Source organism: Pontiella sp. (genome assembly GCF_041622395.1).
Taxonomy (GTDB): domain Bacteria; phylum Verrucomicrobiota; class Kiritimatiellia; order Kiritimatiellales; family Pontiellaceae; genus Pontiella.
The window spans coordinates 1-17,831 of sequence record NZ_JBFJYW010000035.1 but is presented as its reverse complement, the minus strand read 5'-3'; the positions used below and the strand labels follow the sequence as shown (position 1 = coordinate 17,831).

Below are 17,831 nucleotides of genomic sequence, written 5' to 3'. Positions count from 1 at the left end.
GAAGGGTATCTGTTCGGGACGGCGAACCCGTTTTCATATGGCGGTGCGCGCGACAGCTTCGGTTTTACGGATATGAACAATGCCGACAACCTCGGCCTGGCGATCACCAACCATGACTATCTGGTTTTCACCATCACGCCCGACAGCGGCTATCAGCTGGATTTAACGAGCTTCTCCTTCCGGGCGCTTGCCAAAACGGTGAATCATGCGGCCGAGCGCTGGGCGCTCTTTTCCTCGATCGATGGATTCGAAGAAGGCGCTCAAATCGAGGTTGGACAGACCACGAATGAATCGACCTACGTCAACCATGTGGTCGATCTGTCCGCGGCATCGTTCCAGGGGCTGACCAATGCGATCACCTTCCGGCTCTATATCTATGGCGGGAACGAATCGTACTCCGCCGCCACGGCATTCGATAAGGTGATCGTGCGCGGCGGCGTCAATGTCGTTACCGAAGAGGACGGCTATTCCCTGTGGGCCGCCGATGCCTTTTCCGGTGCGGCGGAAGGAACGGACACGACGGCCTCCGGCAACCCGGACGGCGACCGCTTCAACAACCGGCAGGAGTGGACCTTGATGCTCGATCCGCTGGTGGCCGACGAGCCGGCCGTGGAGATTACCGCAGGCACGTCCAACCTCGTGGCCGTCTACCAACGCCGCATCAATACCGGCATTTCCGTCGACGCGGGCTGGGCGACGGCGCTGACCACGACGGTCTGGCGGGTTGCCGGCGACGGGCTGACCGAGGCCATTCTCGAAACCAACGACGATGTGGAAACCGTTTCCGCAACCGTGGCGATCGATGAAGCCCACAAATTCATCCGCATCGCAGTCGAGGAATAACGCGAGCGGCACAGATGGATCGGCACGAAAAAGGCCTGCCACGAAAGGCAGGCCGTTCTCGATTTTAGACCTTCCGCGTTCGGCGTCTTTCGATGCCCTACTCCGCTTCGAGTTGGGCGGCGATCTCGTCGGAGATGTCGAAGTTGGTGTAGACGTTCTGCACGTCGTCGAGATCCTCGAGCCGCTCAACGAAAGCCATGATCGACTTGGCCTGCGCCAGATCGTTAACTTCCACCACCAGATCCGGGATCATGGTGACTTCCGATTCCGCCATGTCGATCCCCGCGTTGGTGATGGCCTCGGATACCACGTCGAAATCGGCGGGATCGGTGATGATTTCAAACTGGTCGCCATCGGCCTTCATGTCTTCGGCGCCGGCTTCGAGCACGAGATCCATCAGCGTGTCCTCGTCGGTTTGATCCTTGTCGATGAAGATCTGGCCCTTGCGCTGGAACATGCGGCTGACCGATCCCTGCGCGGAAAGCTCCGAACCCGCCTTGGTGAAGGCAAAGCGCACTTCCCCGGCCGAGCGGTTTTTGTTGTCGGTCAACACCTTCACCACCACGGCGATGCCGCCGGCGACGTAACCTTCGTAGGACCCCTCGCTCAGCTGGCCGCCTTCGAGTTCGCCGGTGCCCTTCTTGATGGCGCGCTCGATGTTATCCTTGGGCATGCTGATGCCCTTGGCCTTTTGGACAAGCGCGCGCAGCGTAATGTTTTCAGCGGGGTTCCCGCCGCCGCAGCTCGCCGCCACCATGATGTCCTTGGCAAGCTTGCTGAAAACCTTGCCCTTCGCCGCATCGGCCTTGCCTTTGCGATGCTTGATATTTGCCCATTTACTATGTCCGGCCATTTCTCAATTCTCCAACTAATCTAAAATTCAAACCACCCGCTCGCGTTGCTCGCTAAAGACACCAAGAACTCGAAGAAAACCAGCTTCGTGTCCTTTGTGCCTTAGTGGTTAACTATGCGATCTTCACTTGAGCGAAGCCACGCTTGCCGGAGCGGATGATCATTCCGTCTTCGGGGGTGATTTGCGCGCGCTCGTCGCTTACCTTTTCGTCGTTGATCCGTACCGCGCCCTGCTTGACGAGGCGACGGGCCTCGCCGTTGCTTTTGGCGAGACCGGCCTGCACCATCAAATTGAGCAGCCCCAGCTCCTCGGCGGGCAAGACCACTTCCGGAATCTCGTCCGGCAATTCCTTCTGCGCAAAGATGCGCGTAAATTCTTCCGAAGCCGCCGTGGCTTCGTCGGCGCCAATGAAGCGGGCGACCACTTCCTGGCCGAGCATATCCTTGACGGCGCGCGGATGCAGTTCGCCGGCGGCGACCTTGGCGTGGGTCTGCTGCACCTTTTCTTTCGGCCAGCAGAGGATGTATTCGAAATATTTCCACATCAGGTCGTCCGGCACGCTCATCAGCTTGCCGTACATGTCGCGCGCGGATTCGCTGATGCCGACATAGTTGTTGAGGCTCTTGGACATCTTCTGGACGCCGTCGAGGCCTTCGATCAGCGGGAGGGTCAAGACGCACTGCGGCTCCTGCCCCATCACCTTCTGCAGCTCGCGGCCGAGCAGCAGGTTGAAGAGCTGGTCGGTCCCGCCGAGCTCGACGTCCGCCTCGAGCATCACGGAATCGTAGGCCTGCACCAACGGATAGAGGAATTCCACGATCGAGATCGGCTGCTGCGCGGCATAGCGCTTGGAAAAGTCGTCGCGCGCCAGCATCTGCGCCACGGTCACGTGGGCGGAGAGGCGGATGACATCCGAAAAATCCATTTTGCCGCACCATTCCGAATTGAACCGGACTTCGGTCTTTTCCGGGTCGAGGATCTTGAAGACCTGATCCTGATAGGACTTGGCGTTGACTTCGACCTGCTCGCGGGTGAGCGGCTTGCGGGTCTGCGACCGCCCGGACGGATCGCCGATCATGCCGGTGAAGTCGCCGATCAGGAAGACGACCGTATGGCCGGCATCCTGGAATTCGCGCAGTTTGTTGAGCCCGACCACGTGGCCGAGATGGATGTCCGGGGCCGATGGATCGGCGCCGTATTTGATGCGTAGCCCGCGCCCTTCGGCGGCGGCTTTTTCGAGTTTTTTCTTCAAGTCGTCGCGGCTGATGAAATCAACGGCGCGGGCCGACAGGAAATCGAGTTGTTCTTCAATATTCATAGCTTCGTCCAGACGATGGTTTTCCACTTCGGGCAAGAAAGCGCGCATTTAGCCACAAAGCCGAGCGAAAGTCACAAAAAAACCTGCCCGGATATCGGGCAGGCTTTATCAGCTAGGGAAAAAGGGGGTTAGTTCTTTTTCTTGTCGCCGGGGTGCCACTCTTCGAGGGCATCGCCAAAGGCACTGTCGAACGCCGAACCCAGATCGACGAGTTCCGATCCGGACTGGAGGCCTTCGAGCATGTCTTCGCGGACTTCGAAGTCGGCGTCGTCCACCTTGGCGGCCTTGACGCTGAGTCCGATGCGGTGCTCGACCGGATCCACCTTCACGACGCGGGCTTCGATGGTGTCGCCGACGTTCATGACGTCCTTGACGCGCTCGACGTGGTCGTCGGAGATCTGGCTGATGTGCACGAGGCCATCGATGCCTTCCTCGATTTCGACGAATGCGCCGAAGGAGGAGATCTTGGTGACGATGCCGCTGACTTTCGCGCCAATCGGGTAGCGGTCAACGATTCCGGCCCACGGATCGTCCTGGGCCTGTTTGAGGCCGAGGCTGATGCGCTGGTTGGCGGAGTCGATTTCCAATACGACGGTTTCGACTTCCTCGCCCTTCTTGAGGACTTCGGAAGGATGGTTGACCTTGCGGGTCCACGACATGTCGGACACGTGGATCATGCCATCGACGCCTTCTTCGAGCTCGACGAACGCGCCGTAGGAGGTGAAGTTGCGGACCTTGCCCTGAACGAGCGAACCGATCGGGTACTTGCCTGCGACGACTTCCCACGGGTTGTCTTCGGTCTGGCGCATGCCCAGCGAGATCTTCTTGTCTTCGGTGCTGACCGCGAGGACGACCGCATCGACTTCGTCGCCCACGTTGAGGACGTCGGCGGCGCGCTGGATGCGCTTGGTCCAAGACATTTCGGAAACGTGAACGAGTCCTTCCACGCCTTCTTCGAGTTCGACGAACGCGCCGTAAGGAGCCAGGTTGACCACCTTGCCGTGTACGCGGCCACCGATCGGGTAGCGGGCTTCGATTTCTTCCCACGGATTGTCCATGGTCTGCTTGAGGCCGAGGCTGATGCGCTCTTTTTCGAGATCGACGTCGAGGATCATCACGTTCAGCTGGTCGCCGACCTTCAGGACTTCGGACGGATGGTTGATGCGGCCCCAGGTCATGTCGGTGACGTGCAGCAGGCCGTCGATGCCGTCGAGATCGACGAAGGCACCGAAGTCGGTGATGTTCTTGACCACGCCCGGACGAACCTGTCCGACCTGGATTTCGGCCAGGATCTTGCGGCGGGATTCGCGGCGGGACTCTTCGATGAGCTCGCGGCGGGAAACCACGATGTTCTTGCGCTCAAGGTTGATCTTGAGGATGCGGAACTGGTAGGTCTTGCCCATGTGTTCTTCGGGATTGCGAACCGGGGTGACGTCGAGCTGGGAGCCCGGCAGGAACGCGTCAACGCCAACGTCGACGATGAAGCCGCCCTTGACGATGTTCTTGATGGTTCCTTCGACCAAGCTGCCTTCTTCGCATTCGTTGACCACATAGTCCCATGCGCGTTGCTGTTCGGCACGGCGCTTGGAGATGACAATCATGCCTTCTTTGTCCTCGAGCTGCTCGAGGAATACTTCGACTTCCTGGCCGATCGGATCTTCGTCGAGATCCTTGAATTCCTGTACCGGAATGATGCCTTCGGACTTGTAGCCGATGTCGATGAGTACGTCGCCGTCGACGACGCTAAGGATTTTGCCGGGAACGATAGACCCTTCGGTGAAGTTCTTGAGGGTATCGTCGTACATTGCGTCCATGGCTGCGGTGTCCACACCCATGTCTGTGTTGGTTGTTGATTGCATACTTTTAAAGCGGGAACACGCGCTCCCTGACCTTTTGGTTTAATGATTTCCTCTTTAAGGGACAAGCGCCAGCCACGCGGCCGGAAGACACCCCTCCCGTAAATGAGCGCGCAATATTAGACGTATCCCCCTGTCATGCAAGCTGTAAATACGCAAATTGCCGCCCCGCCAGAACCCATTTACCGCGGCATCGCATGCCGAACACGGAGGGGTCCCGGAGGGGTCGGAACGCTTTTATCATCGTTTCGGGGGAATGATTTTCCGCAATCCGAACGGCACTGGCGCTGGCGGTCGGCCGGGTATCCGCACGGGATTTAACAGACAAAGAAAACACTTTGGGCCGGATCCGTTCCATGCCATCTTGCTTCGGTAACCATAGCCGCCGAGGCAAAAGGAGTTTGGAGATGGCCGATTTTTTCTTGCAGTTTAATCCGGTGATGCAGGCCCTGCTTGCCACCCTGTTCACCTGGGGCGTAACGGCGGCGGGCGCAGCATTGGTTTTCATGCCGGGGATGGTAAAACCGAAACTGCTGGATTGCATGCTGGGCTTTGCGGCCGGGGTTATGATTGCCGCAAGTTTCTGGTCGCTGCTGGCGCCGGGGATCGAAATGGCGGAAAGCCTGGGGCACGTTCCTTGGCGGACGGCGACCATCGGGTTTCTGGGCGGCGGGGTGTTTATGCGGCTGATCGACAAGTTTCTGCCGCACCTGCATCCGGGCTTCGCGATGGGTCAAAGCGAAGGGGTCAAGACTTCCTGGCAGCGCAGCACCCTGCTGGTGCTGGCGATCACCCTGCATAATATTCCCGAAGGGCTGGCCGTCGGCGTCGCCTTCGGCGCGGTGGCCGCCGGCTTGCCCTCCGCCACCATCGGCGGCGCCATTGCGCTGGCCATCGGTATCGGCATCCAGAACTTTCCCGAAGGCACGGCGGTCTCCATGCCGCTGCGCCGCGAAGGCATGGGCAAATGGAAGAGTTTCATGTATGGACAGGCTTCCGGAGTCGTGGAGCCCATCGCCGGGGTGATCGGGGCGGCCTTTGTTTTGAAGATGCAGAACATCCTGCCCTATGCCCTGTGCTTTGCCGCCGGAGCCATGATCTTTGTGGTGGTGGAGGAGCTGATTCCGGAATCCCAGCGCAACGAAAAGAACATCGATATCGTCACCATGACCACCCTGGCCGGCTTCGCCGTCATGATGATCCTCGACGTCGCTTTGGGATAAGCCGGCTCATTCGGCAAGGAGCAGGCCAGCGGCCTGCGATACGACTGTAACGTCGCCATCTTCGTTGCTCCAGAGCCCGCTAGACGCAAAACGAGGCTTTCTGAATGAAAGCAACGAACGCAGTAAGTGGCAACCGGGCGGCACACTGGCGTACCGCAGGCCGCTGGCCTGCACACACATGGTGTCACCCATTATGTTGTTGCCACTACACCCAAAGCTGCCGGTCGAGGGTGCGGTATTGGATGGCCTCGGAGATGTGGTGGGGCTGGATGGTTTCGGCCTCGGCGAGGTCGGCGATGGTGCGGGCGACCTTGAGGATGCGGTCGTAGGCGCGGGCGCTGAAGTTGAGGTCGCTCATGGCGGCGCGGAGGATCTGCTCGGCGGCGGGGTCCATGCGGCAGATGCGGTGGAGGTGCTTGCTGCGCATGCCCGCGTTGCAGTGGGTGCCGGGCTGGTCCTTGTAGCGCACCTGCTGGATTTGGCGGGCGCGGACGACGCGTTTGCGGATGGCGGCGGACGACTCGCCCTTTTCGAGGCGGGTCAACTGTTCGTAGTCGATGGCGGGCACCTCGACGTGGATATCGATGCGGTCGAGCAGCGGGCCGGAGATGCGCGAGCGGTAGCGGGCGATCTGCGTGGGCGAGCAGCGGCACTCGCGTTTGGGGTCGGTCTGGTAGCCGCACGGGCAGGGGTTCATGGCGGCCACGAGCATGAAGCGGCAGGGATAGGTGACGCTGGCGGCGGCGCGGGCGATGGTGACGACGCCGTCTTCGAGCGGCTGGCGCATCACTTCGAGCACGGAGCGCTGGAACTCGGGCAGCTCGTCGAGAAAGAGCACGCCGTTGTGGGCGAGGCTGACGGCGCCGGGCATCGGGTTGGTGCCGCCGCCGAGCAGGCCCGCATCGGAGATGGTGTGGTGCGGCGAATGGAACGGGCGGGTGGCCACCAGCGCCTGGTGCGATTTGAGCGAGCCGGAGATGGAATGAATCTTGGTGGTCTCCAGCGCTTCGTCGAGCGACATGCACGGCAGGATGGATGGGATCCGCTTGGCCAGCATGCTCTTGCCCGTGCCGGGCGGACCCAGCAATAGCAGATTATGGCCGCCGCTGATTCCGACCTCGATGGCCCGCTTGGCAAACTCCTGCCCTTTCACATCGGAGAAGTCGTCTTCGTAGAGGCTGTTGGCTTCGAAGACGGATTGGATGTCGAGGTGGTAGGGATCGATCTTGCGGTTCTGGTTCAGGAAATCGGCGGCCTCGCGCAGGTTGCGGACGGGGAAGACCTTGATGCCATCGACGACCGCCGCCTCCTCGGCATTCTCGACCGGGACCATGATGGCCTTCAGCCCGGCATTGCGCGCCATGAGGGTGATCGGCAAGATGCCGCGCACCTTGCGCACGGCACCGCTGAGCGCCAGCTCGCCGACAATGCAGATGCGCGGCAGCAGGTCGGCCGACAGGTCTTCGAGCGCGGCGATGATGCCCAAGGCAATCGGCAGGTCGAAGCTCGGCCCCTCCTTGCGCATGTCGGCCGGGGCGAGGTTGATGGTGGTGCGCCCCATCGGCGGGCGGAACCCGGTGTTGATCAGCGCCGTCCAGACGCGGTCGGAGCTCTCCTTCACGGCGGCGTCGGGAAGCCCGACCAGCGCAACGTGGGGCTCGCCGTGCCCGGCGTTGACCTCGATCTCGACGGGATACGCATCGATCCCCACCACCGCACCCGAATTGACTTGCGAAAGCATGCCGCCCCCTTGTTAACCGCTGCACAAACGTGCGGATATTAAAGCCGTTTAAACCATCCGATCCCAGACAAATCACACCGCGTTGCGGGGCGTCCCGCAAACCCCGCAACCGCGGCCAACCGCCGGGCCGCAAAACAGGTGTAACATGCTAACCGTTCATGTCTTAATAAATTTTTCTGGATATTCGTGACCCATTGTTGACACGAGAAAACATCGGGACGAAACTCGTTGCCTCAACAACAGGGAGGATACCATGAAGGTGAAATCGTTGTTCGTCGCTCTCGCAACCCTCGTTGCCGTACCGCTGTTTGCGGCGGTTCATTTCGAACTCAACTTTGCGCACGCCTATGTCGATTACGTGGTGTATGCCGAACTGTCGGCCAGCGACCCGGAGCCGGTCACGGTCCACCGGGTGGAATCGCCCGACGGCCGGATCTGGAAAGAGACCGACGGAGACGCCAACTCCTCGGCCTTCATCTGGACCAACAACTTCGAGGGACTGCTGTTCGACTGCACCAACGGGCTATGGAAGCTAATCCTGAACCACGAAGACGCATCGGCGGAAACCAACTGGTTTTCCGTTTCAGCCAACAACTTCAGTGCCGCCACCTTCGGCGATCCGGCCATCATCTACCCGGTCGAAGGAAGCGCGATCACGAACAACCAGCCGACCATCGAGTGGACGGGGCCGTCGCACCTGCCCGAGCTGTATATCCAAGTTACCAGCGACGACTACGGCTTCTATGAATCCGATCGTCCCGGCAGCTTCGCGACCGAATGGATGGTTCCGACGCCCATGCCCGAGGATGACTACTCGGCGTTCATCAACTACGAACACAAGGACTACCGGGACGTGTCCACCACCACTCCGACCAACGCCCTGGGAGCGGCCCTGTCCGGCTGGACCAACAAGTTCGGCATCGCGAGTTATGCCTGGGTCGGATTCTCCGTAACCAACCATTCCGCGGCCCCCACTTCGCTGGGCACCGCCCTCGAGGCCGACTACCTGCCGTGGACCACCGGAGGCGAGGCCGGCTGGTTCAGCCAAACCGACGAAACCTACGACGGCATCGACGCCGCCCAGAGCGGGGCCGTCGGCCTCTTCGAAAGCTCCTGGATCGAAACCACCGTTGCCCAGGACGGCATGATGCAGTTCTGGTTGAATATCGATGCCGATGAATCCGACTATTTAGAACTCACGGTTAACGGCGATTACTACGATACGTGGGGCGGCTACTACACCGGCTGGGAGCCGTACGAAATCTACGACCTCTACGCCGGCGACACCGTCCGCTGGACCTTCTACAACGACGATGCCACGGGCGAAGGAGCGGATGCCGCCTTCCTCGACCGCGTCGAATTCGGCAACGACGAGCTCGCGCTGGCGGTCGATGCCCCGCAATGGACGTGGACGACGGGAGGCGAGGATGGCTGGTATCCGGAGTGGTACATATCCCCGATGGATATCGACACCGCCGTGAGCGGTTACGTCGGACCGCTTGGCGAATCGTGGATCGAAACCACCGTGGAAGGCCCCGGGACCCTGTCCTTCATGTGGAACATCGAAGTCGATGAAGCCGAAGCGCTGATCTTCGAACTCAACGGCTCCGAACACGGGCGGATCGAAGGCTATCGATTTTGGCAGCTCTACACCCTTGAACTTCCGGCCGGCCCCAACACCCTGCGCTGGACCTTCGTGAACAACGAAACGGAAATGAGCGGACAGGCCTTTCTCGACCTGGTGTTCTTTACGCCTTCCGGCGCGGTGGAACCGGATTACGAGGCCGATCTGAACTTGCGGATCAGCCGCATAAAGGTTGGCAACGACGACGCCTACTACTCCGTCCTCCCCTACTTCGGCGACTATGCGCCGGCCGCCTCCACCATCGAGGTGGTTTCGTTCAACGAAATCTGCGGCGGTGAGCAATATATTTCGTGGCACAATGCCTTCACCAACCTGCAGGAGGCCATCGCCGAATGCGAAGCCGGGCCGTGGACGATCTACTACGACCGCGACACGCCGCAGGAAAAAACGTTCACCTTCAACGTTTCCGCACCGACGCTGACCACCAACGACCTGCCCCCGGTTGCCATCACCTCCCCGGTGCAGGATGCCGTCGGGGTGTCGCCGAACCCGGCCTACACCTGGACCGGCCCGACCAACTACACCTCTCTCCGGGCCTTCCTCTTCAACGAGGAGCAGGGCGGTTACATCGACGTAAGCGGTTCGATGCCCGCCACGGCAACATCGTGGACCAACGTAGCTACCGCTCCGGAAGTCACCAACCGCTTCTTTGTGACCTACTACAACCATTCCTACGCGGGAATCGAGATCTCCGAGCCGCTCGATGCCTCGGCCAATCCGCTGTCGCTTTGGAACGAATGGAGCTGGCTGGAATCCCAGCACCGGATCACCTATTTGGTCGGCGGCAACGCCCCGCCCTCCGTCACGATCCTGCCGCCGATGATGATGGGTAGCGACCTCGGCCTCGCCTTCCTCTCCCATTCGGGCGCAACGCACTTTGTTGAGTGGAGCACGAACCTGCCAAGCGGCATCTGGTATCCCGCCACCAACTTCCCCGGCGACGGCACCACCAACCTGGTCACCCTGCCCGCCACCCACCCGGCGGCCTTCTTCCGCGTCGAAAGTCAATAAGCGCACCGGCGGTGCATTTTCGGGGGCCGGCACCTTTCCCGGCCCCGCCTTCTTTGCCGGCCGAAAAATCGGGCCCGCGCCATTGATGCGCAACATTATCATCTTTGTATTATTTGTTGACGCCTTTCGTTTTCAGCATAAAAGAAGAAAGCGGACGCAACCCAAGGGAGGTCTCCGATGAAAAAAAATCCGCGAAATGCTACTACCCGGCCGAAGGTCCGCCTCTGCCGGCTTGCGGTTGTTCCCGCGCTGCTCATTCCCGCGCTGGCGAACGCCGACACAACCATGCGCCTGAACCTGTGGCGCGGGTACGGCAACTTCTATGGCAGTGCTGATTTGTTTGCAAGCAGCCCCGCCCCCGAGACCTATCACCGGGTGGAATCGCCCAATGGTAAAATCTGGAAGGAGGCCGGAGGCTCGTACGACGGCAGCTTCACCAATCTCGGGTTTTCCGGGCTGCTCAATGAATGCACCAACGGCCTGTGGACGCTGACGCTCAACGCCGGCGCTGCCTCGGAGCAAATCTACAAGTTCTCGGTCGACATCTCCGGAGTCACTTCCAACCGGTTTGGAGACATCACCCTGCTGCATCCGCTCTTCGGCGCCACGGCCGACACCAACCCACCGAACATCCAGTGGAGCTCGACCTCGCTGTTGCCGGAAATTTACCTCCAGATCAACGAGAACAACTTCCCCTACACCTACGGCGAAGACACCACGCTGCCCGGCAGCGCCACCAACTGGATCCCCTCCGCCCCGCTGACGACGGCGGAGCAGTCGCTCTTGATGTATTACCAGTCCGCCAACGATGCCGGCATCGCCATCTCCACGCCGACCAACGTGATCGGCGGCGCGGCGGCTCCCGGCTGGAGCGCATCAGGCAACCTGAGAAGCTACACCTACTCGGAATTCAATCTGCCCGGCGGGGGCGGCAACGCCGCGCTCGGCGAAGCCGTTGATGCGCCGGAGCTGGTCTGGACTACCGGCGGCGATGACGACTGGTTCGCGCAGGATTATGAATATGTCGCCGGAACCAATGCCGCCTCCAGCGACCTGACCGCCTTTTCCTTCGCCGAATCCTGGATCGAAACCACCGTTCAGGGACCGGGCTATCTCGACTTTTCATGGGCCATTTACGCCGATGTGGAAGACTCGCTCATTGTTACGGTCGACGACAACTTCGAAGACGCCATTTCCGGCGGCCGGGAATGGGCCGGCAACAGCGTCTACATTGCCGATACCGGACCCGTCACGATCCGCTGGACCTTCTATCATTACGATGTGTTCGGCGACCTGAGCGAAGCCTTCCTCGACGGAGTGGTCTACTATCCCGAGCCGCCGGACTACAGCGCCGAGCTGAGACTCTGGCTCCAGCGCAACAACCGCAATGGCAACCTCTATTACCTCGCCTTGCCGCAGTTGCTCTATGCCTATCCCGACGCCACCACCGTTCACGAAATCGAATCGCCGAACGGCCTGTTCAGCGGCGGCGAAGGCACCTCCTCGTCCACCCACATGCCCACGCTCGACGCGCTGCTCAATGAGTGCACCAACGGAATGTGGACGCTCTACTTCAACCGCAACTCGCCGTATGAAGAGCAGTACACCTTTTCCATGGAGGCGGTATCGGTCAGCACCAACGACTTCCCGCCGGTGGAAATCCTCAACCCGCCGGCAGGCGCCACCGGCGTCTCGACCGACCCCACCTACCAATGGACGGGGCCGGGCACTTTCGAACAACTGTTCGTCTCCGTGCGCGACGACGAAGCACAAACCACCGTCGGATCGGCGTCCCTGCCCCCCATCAGCAACGCGTGGACATCGGCAACGCTTGCCGGCGGCACCAACACCTTCACCGTCTCCTACTCGTCGTACAACTTCGCCGGGCTGGACATCAGCGAACCGAGCGGCGGCTATCCGCTCAGCTATTGGAACGCCACGGTCCAGATCGGCACCGTGGCCGACTCCACCTTCGTCACGGCATCCGGCTTTGTTCCGTTGCCGGTAGCGCTTCTTCCGCCGATGATAACCGGCGAGGATTTCGGCCTGTCGTTCGTATCGCAGTCCGGCGCGACGCATTGGGTGGAATACACCACCAACCTGGTGACCGGCCCGTGGATGCCCGCCACCAACTTCCCCGGCGACGGCGCCACCACCTGGTCACCCTGCCCACCACCAACGCGGCGGCCTTCTTCCGCGTGAACAGCCAGTAACCCAGTCCCTCCCCCCTGTACCCCCTCACAACCCGGAGCCGGCGCTCCGGGTTTTTTTCGTCATTTTTCCAGACATTGAACCCGGAGTTCCCTAGTCTCCCGATAAATCACAACCATCAACCCACGCAACGGATTTATGAGCGCACAAGAAGACCCCAACGACGTTGAAATCGAACTCGTCACCGAGCAGGAGGTGCCGGACCTGCTTCCGGTCATGCCCCTGAAAAACTTCGTCCTCTTTCCGCAGATGGTCGCCCCGCTGGTGGTCACCACCGACGAGTCGAAAAAACTGGTGACCGACCTTTCGACCCGCACGCCGCATTTCATCACCGCCTTGCAGCGCAAGGAGGAGATCGACGAGACGAACCTTACGACGGACGACATCTATCGCGTCGGTTGCGTGGCCCGGTTGCTCAAGACGCTGAAATTCCCGGACGGTTCGACGCATGTGCTGGTCGAAGGCCTGTCGCGCTGCGAACTGAAGGATTTGCTGACCGACGAGGCCTATCCGACGGCCTACTACCAGATGGTCGAGGATGCGGAGGACAAGACGCTCGAAACCGAGGCGCTGGTCCGTAGCGCGTCCGAACAGTTCCAGCAACTGGTAACGATGTCGCCCAACCTGCCGGACGAACTCGCGGTGGCCATCTATAACATGGGCACGCCGACGCAGCTCTCGGACCTGATTGCCACCAACCTGCCGATTCCGCTGGAGGTGCGCCAGAACCTGTTGGCCGAAAACCATCCGGCCCGGCGCCTCAAAACGTTGATGGAATACCTCAACCGCGAATACCAAATCCTCAAGCTCGGCAACAAGATCGAGAACAAGGTCCACGAAACCTTCACCAGAACCCAGCGCGAAATCTTCCTGCGCGAGCAGCTCAAGACCATCCAGGACGAGCTCGGCCAGAACGATCCCCTCTCCAACGAAATCCTCGAGCTGGAGAAAAAACTCGACGAAGCCAAGCTGCCCAAAGAGGCGCGCGAGGCCGCGACAAAAGAACTCGAACGCCTCAAGGCCGTACCGTCCGCCTCGCCGGAACACGGCGTCATCCGCACCTACCTCGAGGTGATGGCGGCGCTGCCCTGGTCGAAATCGACCGAAGACAACCTCGACATTCTCGCGGCGCAGAAGATCCTCGACAAGGACCACTACGGACTGGAAAAGGTGAAGGACCGCATTCTCGAATATCTCTCCGTGCTGAAACTCAAGAGCGACATGAAGGGGCCGATCCTCTGCCTCGCCGGGCCGCCGGGCGTCGGCAAAACCTCGCTGGGCAAATCGGTGGCGCGCGCCCTGGGGCGCGAGTTTATCCGGATGTCGCTCGGCGGCATGCACGACGAAGCGGAGATCCGCGGGCACCGCCGCACCTATATCGGCGCCATGCCCGGCCGCATCATCGAGAGCCTGCGCCGCTGCGGCACCAACAACCCGGTCATCATGCTCGACGAGATCGACAAGGTGGGAGCGGATTTCCGCGGCGACCCCGCCTCGGCCCTGCTCGAAGTGCTCGACCCGGAACAAAACGCCACGTTCCAGGACCACTATCTCGACGTGCAGTTCGACCTTTCGAAGGTGCTGTTCATCACCACCGCCAACATGCTCGACACCATCCCCGGTCCGCTGCGCGACCGCATGGAGGTGATCCGCATCTCCGGCTACACGCTGCAGGAAAAGTATCAGATTGCCCGGCGCTACCTCGTGCCGAAGGCGCTGCGCGAGCACGGCCTCAAGCGCGGGCAGGCCAAGTTCGACAAGGCGGCTCTCGAAAACATCATCGGCGGCTATACCGCCGAGGCGGGCGTCCGCAATCTCGAACGCCAAATCGCCAACATCTGCCGCAAGGTGGCGCGCGGCTTCGCCGAAGGCAAGACCCGCCCGGTCGCGGTGACCGCCAGCAAGCTGAAGGACTTCCTCGGCCCGGTCAAGATCGACAAGGACGTCGCCGAGAATCAGGCGATGCCCGGCGTGGTGACCGGCCTGGCCTGGACGCCCTACGGCGGCGACATCCTGTTCATCGAAGCCATGTGCATGCCCGGCAAGGGCAGCCTGATCCTCACCGGATCGCTCGGCGACGTGATGAAGGAATCGGCCCGCGCCGCGCTCAGCTATCTGAGCGCCAACGCCGCCACCTTCAAGATCGATCAGGAGGTGTTCGCGAAGAGCGACATCCATATCCACGTGCCCGCCGGCGCCACGCCCAAGGATGGTCCGTCGGCCGGGGTTGCGATTGCGCTGGCAATCCTTTCGATCCTGACGGAACAGGCCATCCGGCCCGACCTCGCCATGACGGGCGAAATCTCGCTGCGCGGCCGCGTGCTGCCGATCGGCGGCCTGAAGGAAAAGGTGCTCGCCGCCTCGCGCGCAGGCATCAAGCACATCATGCTGCCGGAAAAGAACAAGATCGACCTCGACGAGATTCCGGCAGAGATTAAAAAGAAACTGACGTTTAAAACCGTTAAAACCATAGACCAGGCCCTGCGCTACGCGCTGAAACTATCGGAAGGTTCGACAAAATAATTCCCACCGCGGCAGAGAAGAAAATCATTCTGCCTGTATTAAACCAGAGAGAGCACTGGAATGAGAAAACTACTGTTACTTCTATTGACTGTTATAGCCTCCAACGGATATGCGGAGCCGATTCCGGGGGATGATATTTTGGCGTTTGTGCGGACCAAGCTGCCGGACGATCCGCTCAAGCTGACCGGCTCGCTGATGGTACGGACCCGGAACGGCTTCACCCAGGTCAACCTCCCTGTTGAAATCGAGCTCGACTGGGGCGCGGCAACACCGACGGCGACGTATCGCATCGATCAGGAGTCGCTCACCATCACCTGGAAAAACGACGTCCCGAACTATGCGTTTTCCAACCCGAAGAACACGCCGACCTCCGGCATTCTCGGAACGGGCATCACCTGGGCCGACCTGAGCTTCTCCGTCCTGTGGTGGCCGAATTCGAAACTGGTCGACGAAGAGAAAAAACTCAACCGCCCCAGCTATGTGGTCGACGTCCCCGTGCCGGATTCAAAGAACAGCATGCGGCTGTGGGTCGAGAAAAACATGGGCATGCTGCTCGAAGCGCGGACCTACGACCCCAAAGGCAAGGAGCTGCGCAAGCTGGAAATTTCGAGCATCAAGAAGATGGACGGCATGTGGGTGGCCAAAAACCTGGAGCTGCGCGACCGCATTAGCGGCAGCAAGACCATCCTGGAAATCACGGAACTGGAGTGGAAGCACCCGAAGGCGACCGCGGAAGCATTCGACCCCGCAGAATCGGTTAACCGGCTGACGTTCGATCTCTACCGGCAAATTTCCGGCCGGGAGGGGAATCTGTTCCTTTCGCCCTACAGCATCTCGTCGGCGCTGGCGATGGTCTACGGCGGCGCACGCGGAGAAACCGCGGAGCAGATGAACGACACGCTCTACTTCGGCGGCCCGGGCGCCACCCATCCCGCCTTTTCCTTTTTGCGCCAAACCCTGAACCGCGTACCGGAGCAGCAACAGGTCCAGCTCTGCGTCGCCAACTCGCTCTGGCCGCAGACGGGCTACGCCTTCCTGCCCGACTACCTCGCCATGACCAAGGAGTTCTACGGCAGCCAGATCGAAGCGGTCGATTTCAAAGCCGACACCGAGGCCGCGCGGACAACGATCAACGGCTGGGTTGCAAAAAAGACCCAGGACAAGATCCAAAACCTGATTCCCGCCGGCCTGCTGGACCCAACCACCCGACTGGTGCTGGCCAACGCCATCTACTTCAAGGGCAACTGGGCGCAGCCATTCAAAAAGGAGCGCACGCGCGCCATGCCCTTCACCGTCAAGCCGGGCACCGAGGTGGAGGTGCCGACCATGATGCAGACCGGCGATTTCAAGTTGGCACATGCAGAAGGTTTGCAGGCGCTCGAACTCCCCTACGCAGGCGGCGACCTCTCCATGCTCGTGCTGCTGCCTTCGGATAAAGACGGGCTTTCCGCTCTGGAAAAAACGCTCGCTCCCGAATGGATCGAAGGACTCGACTTCAATGATCACGAAGTGATGGTCCAGCTTCCGAAATTCAAGATCGACTGGAAACTCGAACTGGACAAAACCCTGGCCGGGATGGGCATGCCGCTCGCTTTTTCCGACCGCGCCGACTTCTCGGGCATGTCTGGTTCGGAAGCGCTATCCATCGGCGTCGTGATTCATCAGGCCTTTGTCGAAGTGAACGAAGAAGGCACCGAAGCCGCCGCCGCGACGGCCGTCGGGATGCGCGCCACCAGCATGCCGCCGATGTTCGTTGCCAATCACCCCTTCCTCTTCCTCATCCGCGAAAACACCACCGGCACCATCCTCTTCATCGGCCGCGTCGCAAACCCGGCGGGTCCGGCGGAAGCGGGCGCCGGCTCGTAGCGCCGGCTCTACTTCAGCGCTCACGCCGCCGCCCATGGCGGTTGACGATGAAGCTCGGCCTGCGTACTCTCCGGAGCATGTTCAGCTCTCAATTCATTCGCGATATCACGTTGCTACGCGACGGGATCGAATCGTTTGGAAACTATCCCTTCGCGCTTCCCGCCATCCGTTCGTTCGACCGAATGGAACTCCACCCCGGCGTCACCTTCATCATCGGCGAAAACGGGAGCGGAAAATCCACGTTGCTCGAAGCCATTGCCGTTGCGGCGGGCTTTAACCCCGAGGGCGGAACCCGCAACTTTTCGTTCAGCACCCGCGCTTCGCATTCCGAACTGCACCGCTACCTGCGCATCGGCCGCGGCATCAACAAACCAACCGACGGCTTCTTTCTGCGGGCCGAAAGCTTTTTCAACGTCGCCACCGAAATCGAACGCATGGACGCCGAGCCCGCCTTCGGCCCGCCGATCATCGATTCCTACGGCGGCGTTTCGTTGCACGAGCAATCGCACGGAGAATCCTTCCTCGCGCTGGTGATGAACCGCTTTGGCGGCAACGGCCTCTACATTCTCGACGAACCCGAAGCCGCGCTCTCCCCGCAACGGCAACTAACGGTGCTCGCCCGCATGCACGATCTGATTGCGGACCATTCCCAATTCATCATCGCCACCCACTCGCCGATCATGATGGCCTACCCCGACGCCACGATCTACGACTGCTCGGCCGAAGGACTCCGCCGCGTCG

The 17,831-nt window shown here is 60.8% G+C and carries 11 protein-coding genes; 7 read left to right on the top strand and 4 right to left on the bottom strand.

What is annotated here, in order from left to right; all coding sequences use genetic code 11:
• A partial coding sequence (locus ABYO54_RS03545; RefSeq protein WP_372806861.1) for a hypothetical protein occupies positions 1 to 843 on the top strand: 843 nt, incomplete at its 5' end.
• 97 nt (positions 844 to 940) lie between these two features.
• On the opposite strand, the gene ABYO54_RS03540 is transcribed toward ABYO54_RS03545, so the two are convergent.
• The 3 genes from ABYO54_RS03540 to rpsA all read right to left on the bottom strand — a co-directional run bounded on the left by ABYO54_RS03540 (position 941) and on the right by rpsA (position 4,849).
• Positions 941 to 1,696 (bottom strand): YebC/PmpR family DNA-binding transcriptional regulator, encoded by a 756-nt coding sequence (locus ABYO54_RS03540; RefSeq protein WP_372806860.1) that lies wholly within the window; start codon positions 1,694 to 1,696, stop codon positions 941 to 943.
• 112 nt (positions 1,697 to 1,808) lie between these two features.
• A complete protein-coding gene (tyrS, locus tag ABYO54_RS03535; protein WP_372806859.1) occupies positions 1,809 to 3,014 on the bottom strand; it encodes a tyrosine--tRNA ligase in 1,206 nt (401 codons plus the stop codon).
• Positions 3,015 to 3,142: 128 nt separating this feature from the next.
• Entirely contained in the window at positions 3,143 to 4,849 is a 1,707-nt protein-coding gene (gene rpsA, locus ABYO54_RS03530; protein ID WP_372806858.1) for a 30S ribosomal protein S1, read from the bottom strand.
• Positions 4,850 to 5,277: 428 nt separating this feature from the next.
• On the opposite strand from rpsA, the gene ABYO54_RS03525 reads away from it, so the two are divergent.
• Positions 5,278 to 6,093, top strand: a complete 816-nt coding sequence (locus ABYO54_RS03525) for a ZIP family metal transporter (protein WP_372806857.1) — start codon at positions 5,278 to 5,280, stop codon at positions 6,091 to 6,093.
• A gap of 205 nt (positions 6,094 to 6,298) precedes the next feature.
• Here the strand turns inward: ABYO54_RS03525 and ABYO54_RS03520 are convergent, their stop codons facing one another.
• Entirely contained in the window at positions 6,299 to 7,834 is a 1,536-nt protein-coding gene (locus ABYO54_RS03520; RefSeq protein ID WP_372806856.1) for a YifB family Mg chelatase-like AAA ATPase, read from the bottom strand.
• Between the two features lie 253 nt (positions 7,835 to 8,087).
• Between ABYO54_RS03520 and ABYO54_RS03515 the strand changes: the two genes are divergently transcribed.
• The 5 genes from ABYO54_RS03515 to ABYO54_RS03495 form a co-directional block, all read left to right on the top strand.
• Complete coding sequence (locus ABYO54_RS03515) at positions 8,088 to 10,490, top strand: hypothetical protein (RefSeq protein WP_372806855.1); 2,403 nt, start codon at positions 8,088 to 8,090, stop codon at positions 10,488 to 10,490.
• 177 nt (positions 10,491 to 10,667) lie between these two features.
• A complete protein-coding gene (locus ABYO54_RS03510) occupies positions 10,668 to 12,692 on the top strand; it encodes a hypothetical protein (RefSeq protein WP_372806854.1) in 2,025 nt (674 codons plus the stop codon).
• A 147-nt stretch (positions 12,693 to 12,839) separates the two neighbouring features.
• On the top strand, positions 12,840 to 15,224 hold the full coding sequence (gene lon, locus ABYO54_RS03505; RefSeq protein ID WP_372806853.1) for an endopeptidase La: 2,385 nt from the start codon (positions 12,840 to 12,842) through the stop codon (positions 15,222 to 15,224).
• A 60-nt stretch (positions 15,225 to 15,284) separates the two neighbouring features.
• A complete protein-coding gene (locus ABYO54_RS03500) occupies positions 15,285 to 17,090 on the top strand; it encodes a serpin family protein (protein ID WP_372806852.1) in 1,806 nt (601 codons plus the stop codon).
• Between the two features lie 77 nt (positions 17,091 to 17,167).
• Positions 17,168 to 17,831, top strand: a 664-nt coding sequence (locus ABYO54_RS03495) for an AAA family ATPase (protein WP_372806862.1), incomplete at its 3' end; no start/stop codon positions are given.

What these genes read in the sequence shown, in the direction of transcription:
- ABYO54_RS03520 (WP_372806856.1), bottom strand. Translation starts at nt 7,834, where the DNA reads ATGCTTTCGCAAGTCAATTCGGGTGCGGTGGTGGGGATCGATGCGTAT.
- ABYO54_RS03500 (WP_372806852.1), top strand. Translation starts at nt 15,285, where the DNA reads ATGAGAAAACTACTGTTACTTCTATTGACTGTTATAGCCTCCAACGGA.
- rpsA (WP_372806858.1), bottom strand. Translation starts at nt 4,849, where the DNA reads ATGGGTGTGGACACCGCAGCCATGGACGCAATGTACGACGATACCCTC.
- ABYO54_RS03540 (WP_372806860.1), bottom strand. Translation starts at nt 1,696, where the DNA reads ATGGCCGGACATAGTAAATGGGCAAATATCAAGCATCGCAAAGGCAAG.
- ABYO54_RS03515 (WP_372806855.1), top strand. Translation starts at nt 8,088, where the DNA reads ATGAAGGTGAAATCGTTGTTCGTCGCTCTCGCAACCCTCGTTGCCGTA.
- tyrS (WP_372806859.1), bottom strand. Translation starts at nt 3,014, where the DNA reads ATGAATATTGAAGAACAACTCGATTTCCTGTCGGCCCGCGCCGTTGAT.
- lon (WP_372806853.1), top strand. Translation starts at nt 12,840, where the DNA reads ATGAGCGCACAAGAAGACCCCAACGACGTTGAAATCGAACTCGTCACC.
- ABYO54_RS03510 (WP_372806854.1), top strand. Translation starts at nt 10,668, where the DNA reads ATGAAAAAAAATCCGCGAAATGCTACTACCCGGCCGAAGGTCCGCCTC.
- ABYO54_RS03525 (WP_372806857.1), top strand. Translation starts at nt 5,278, where the DNA reads ATGGCCGATTTTTTCTTGCAGTTTAATCCGGTGATGCAGGCCCTGCTT.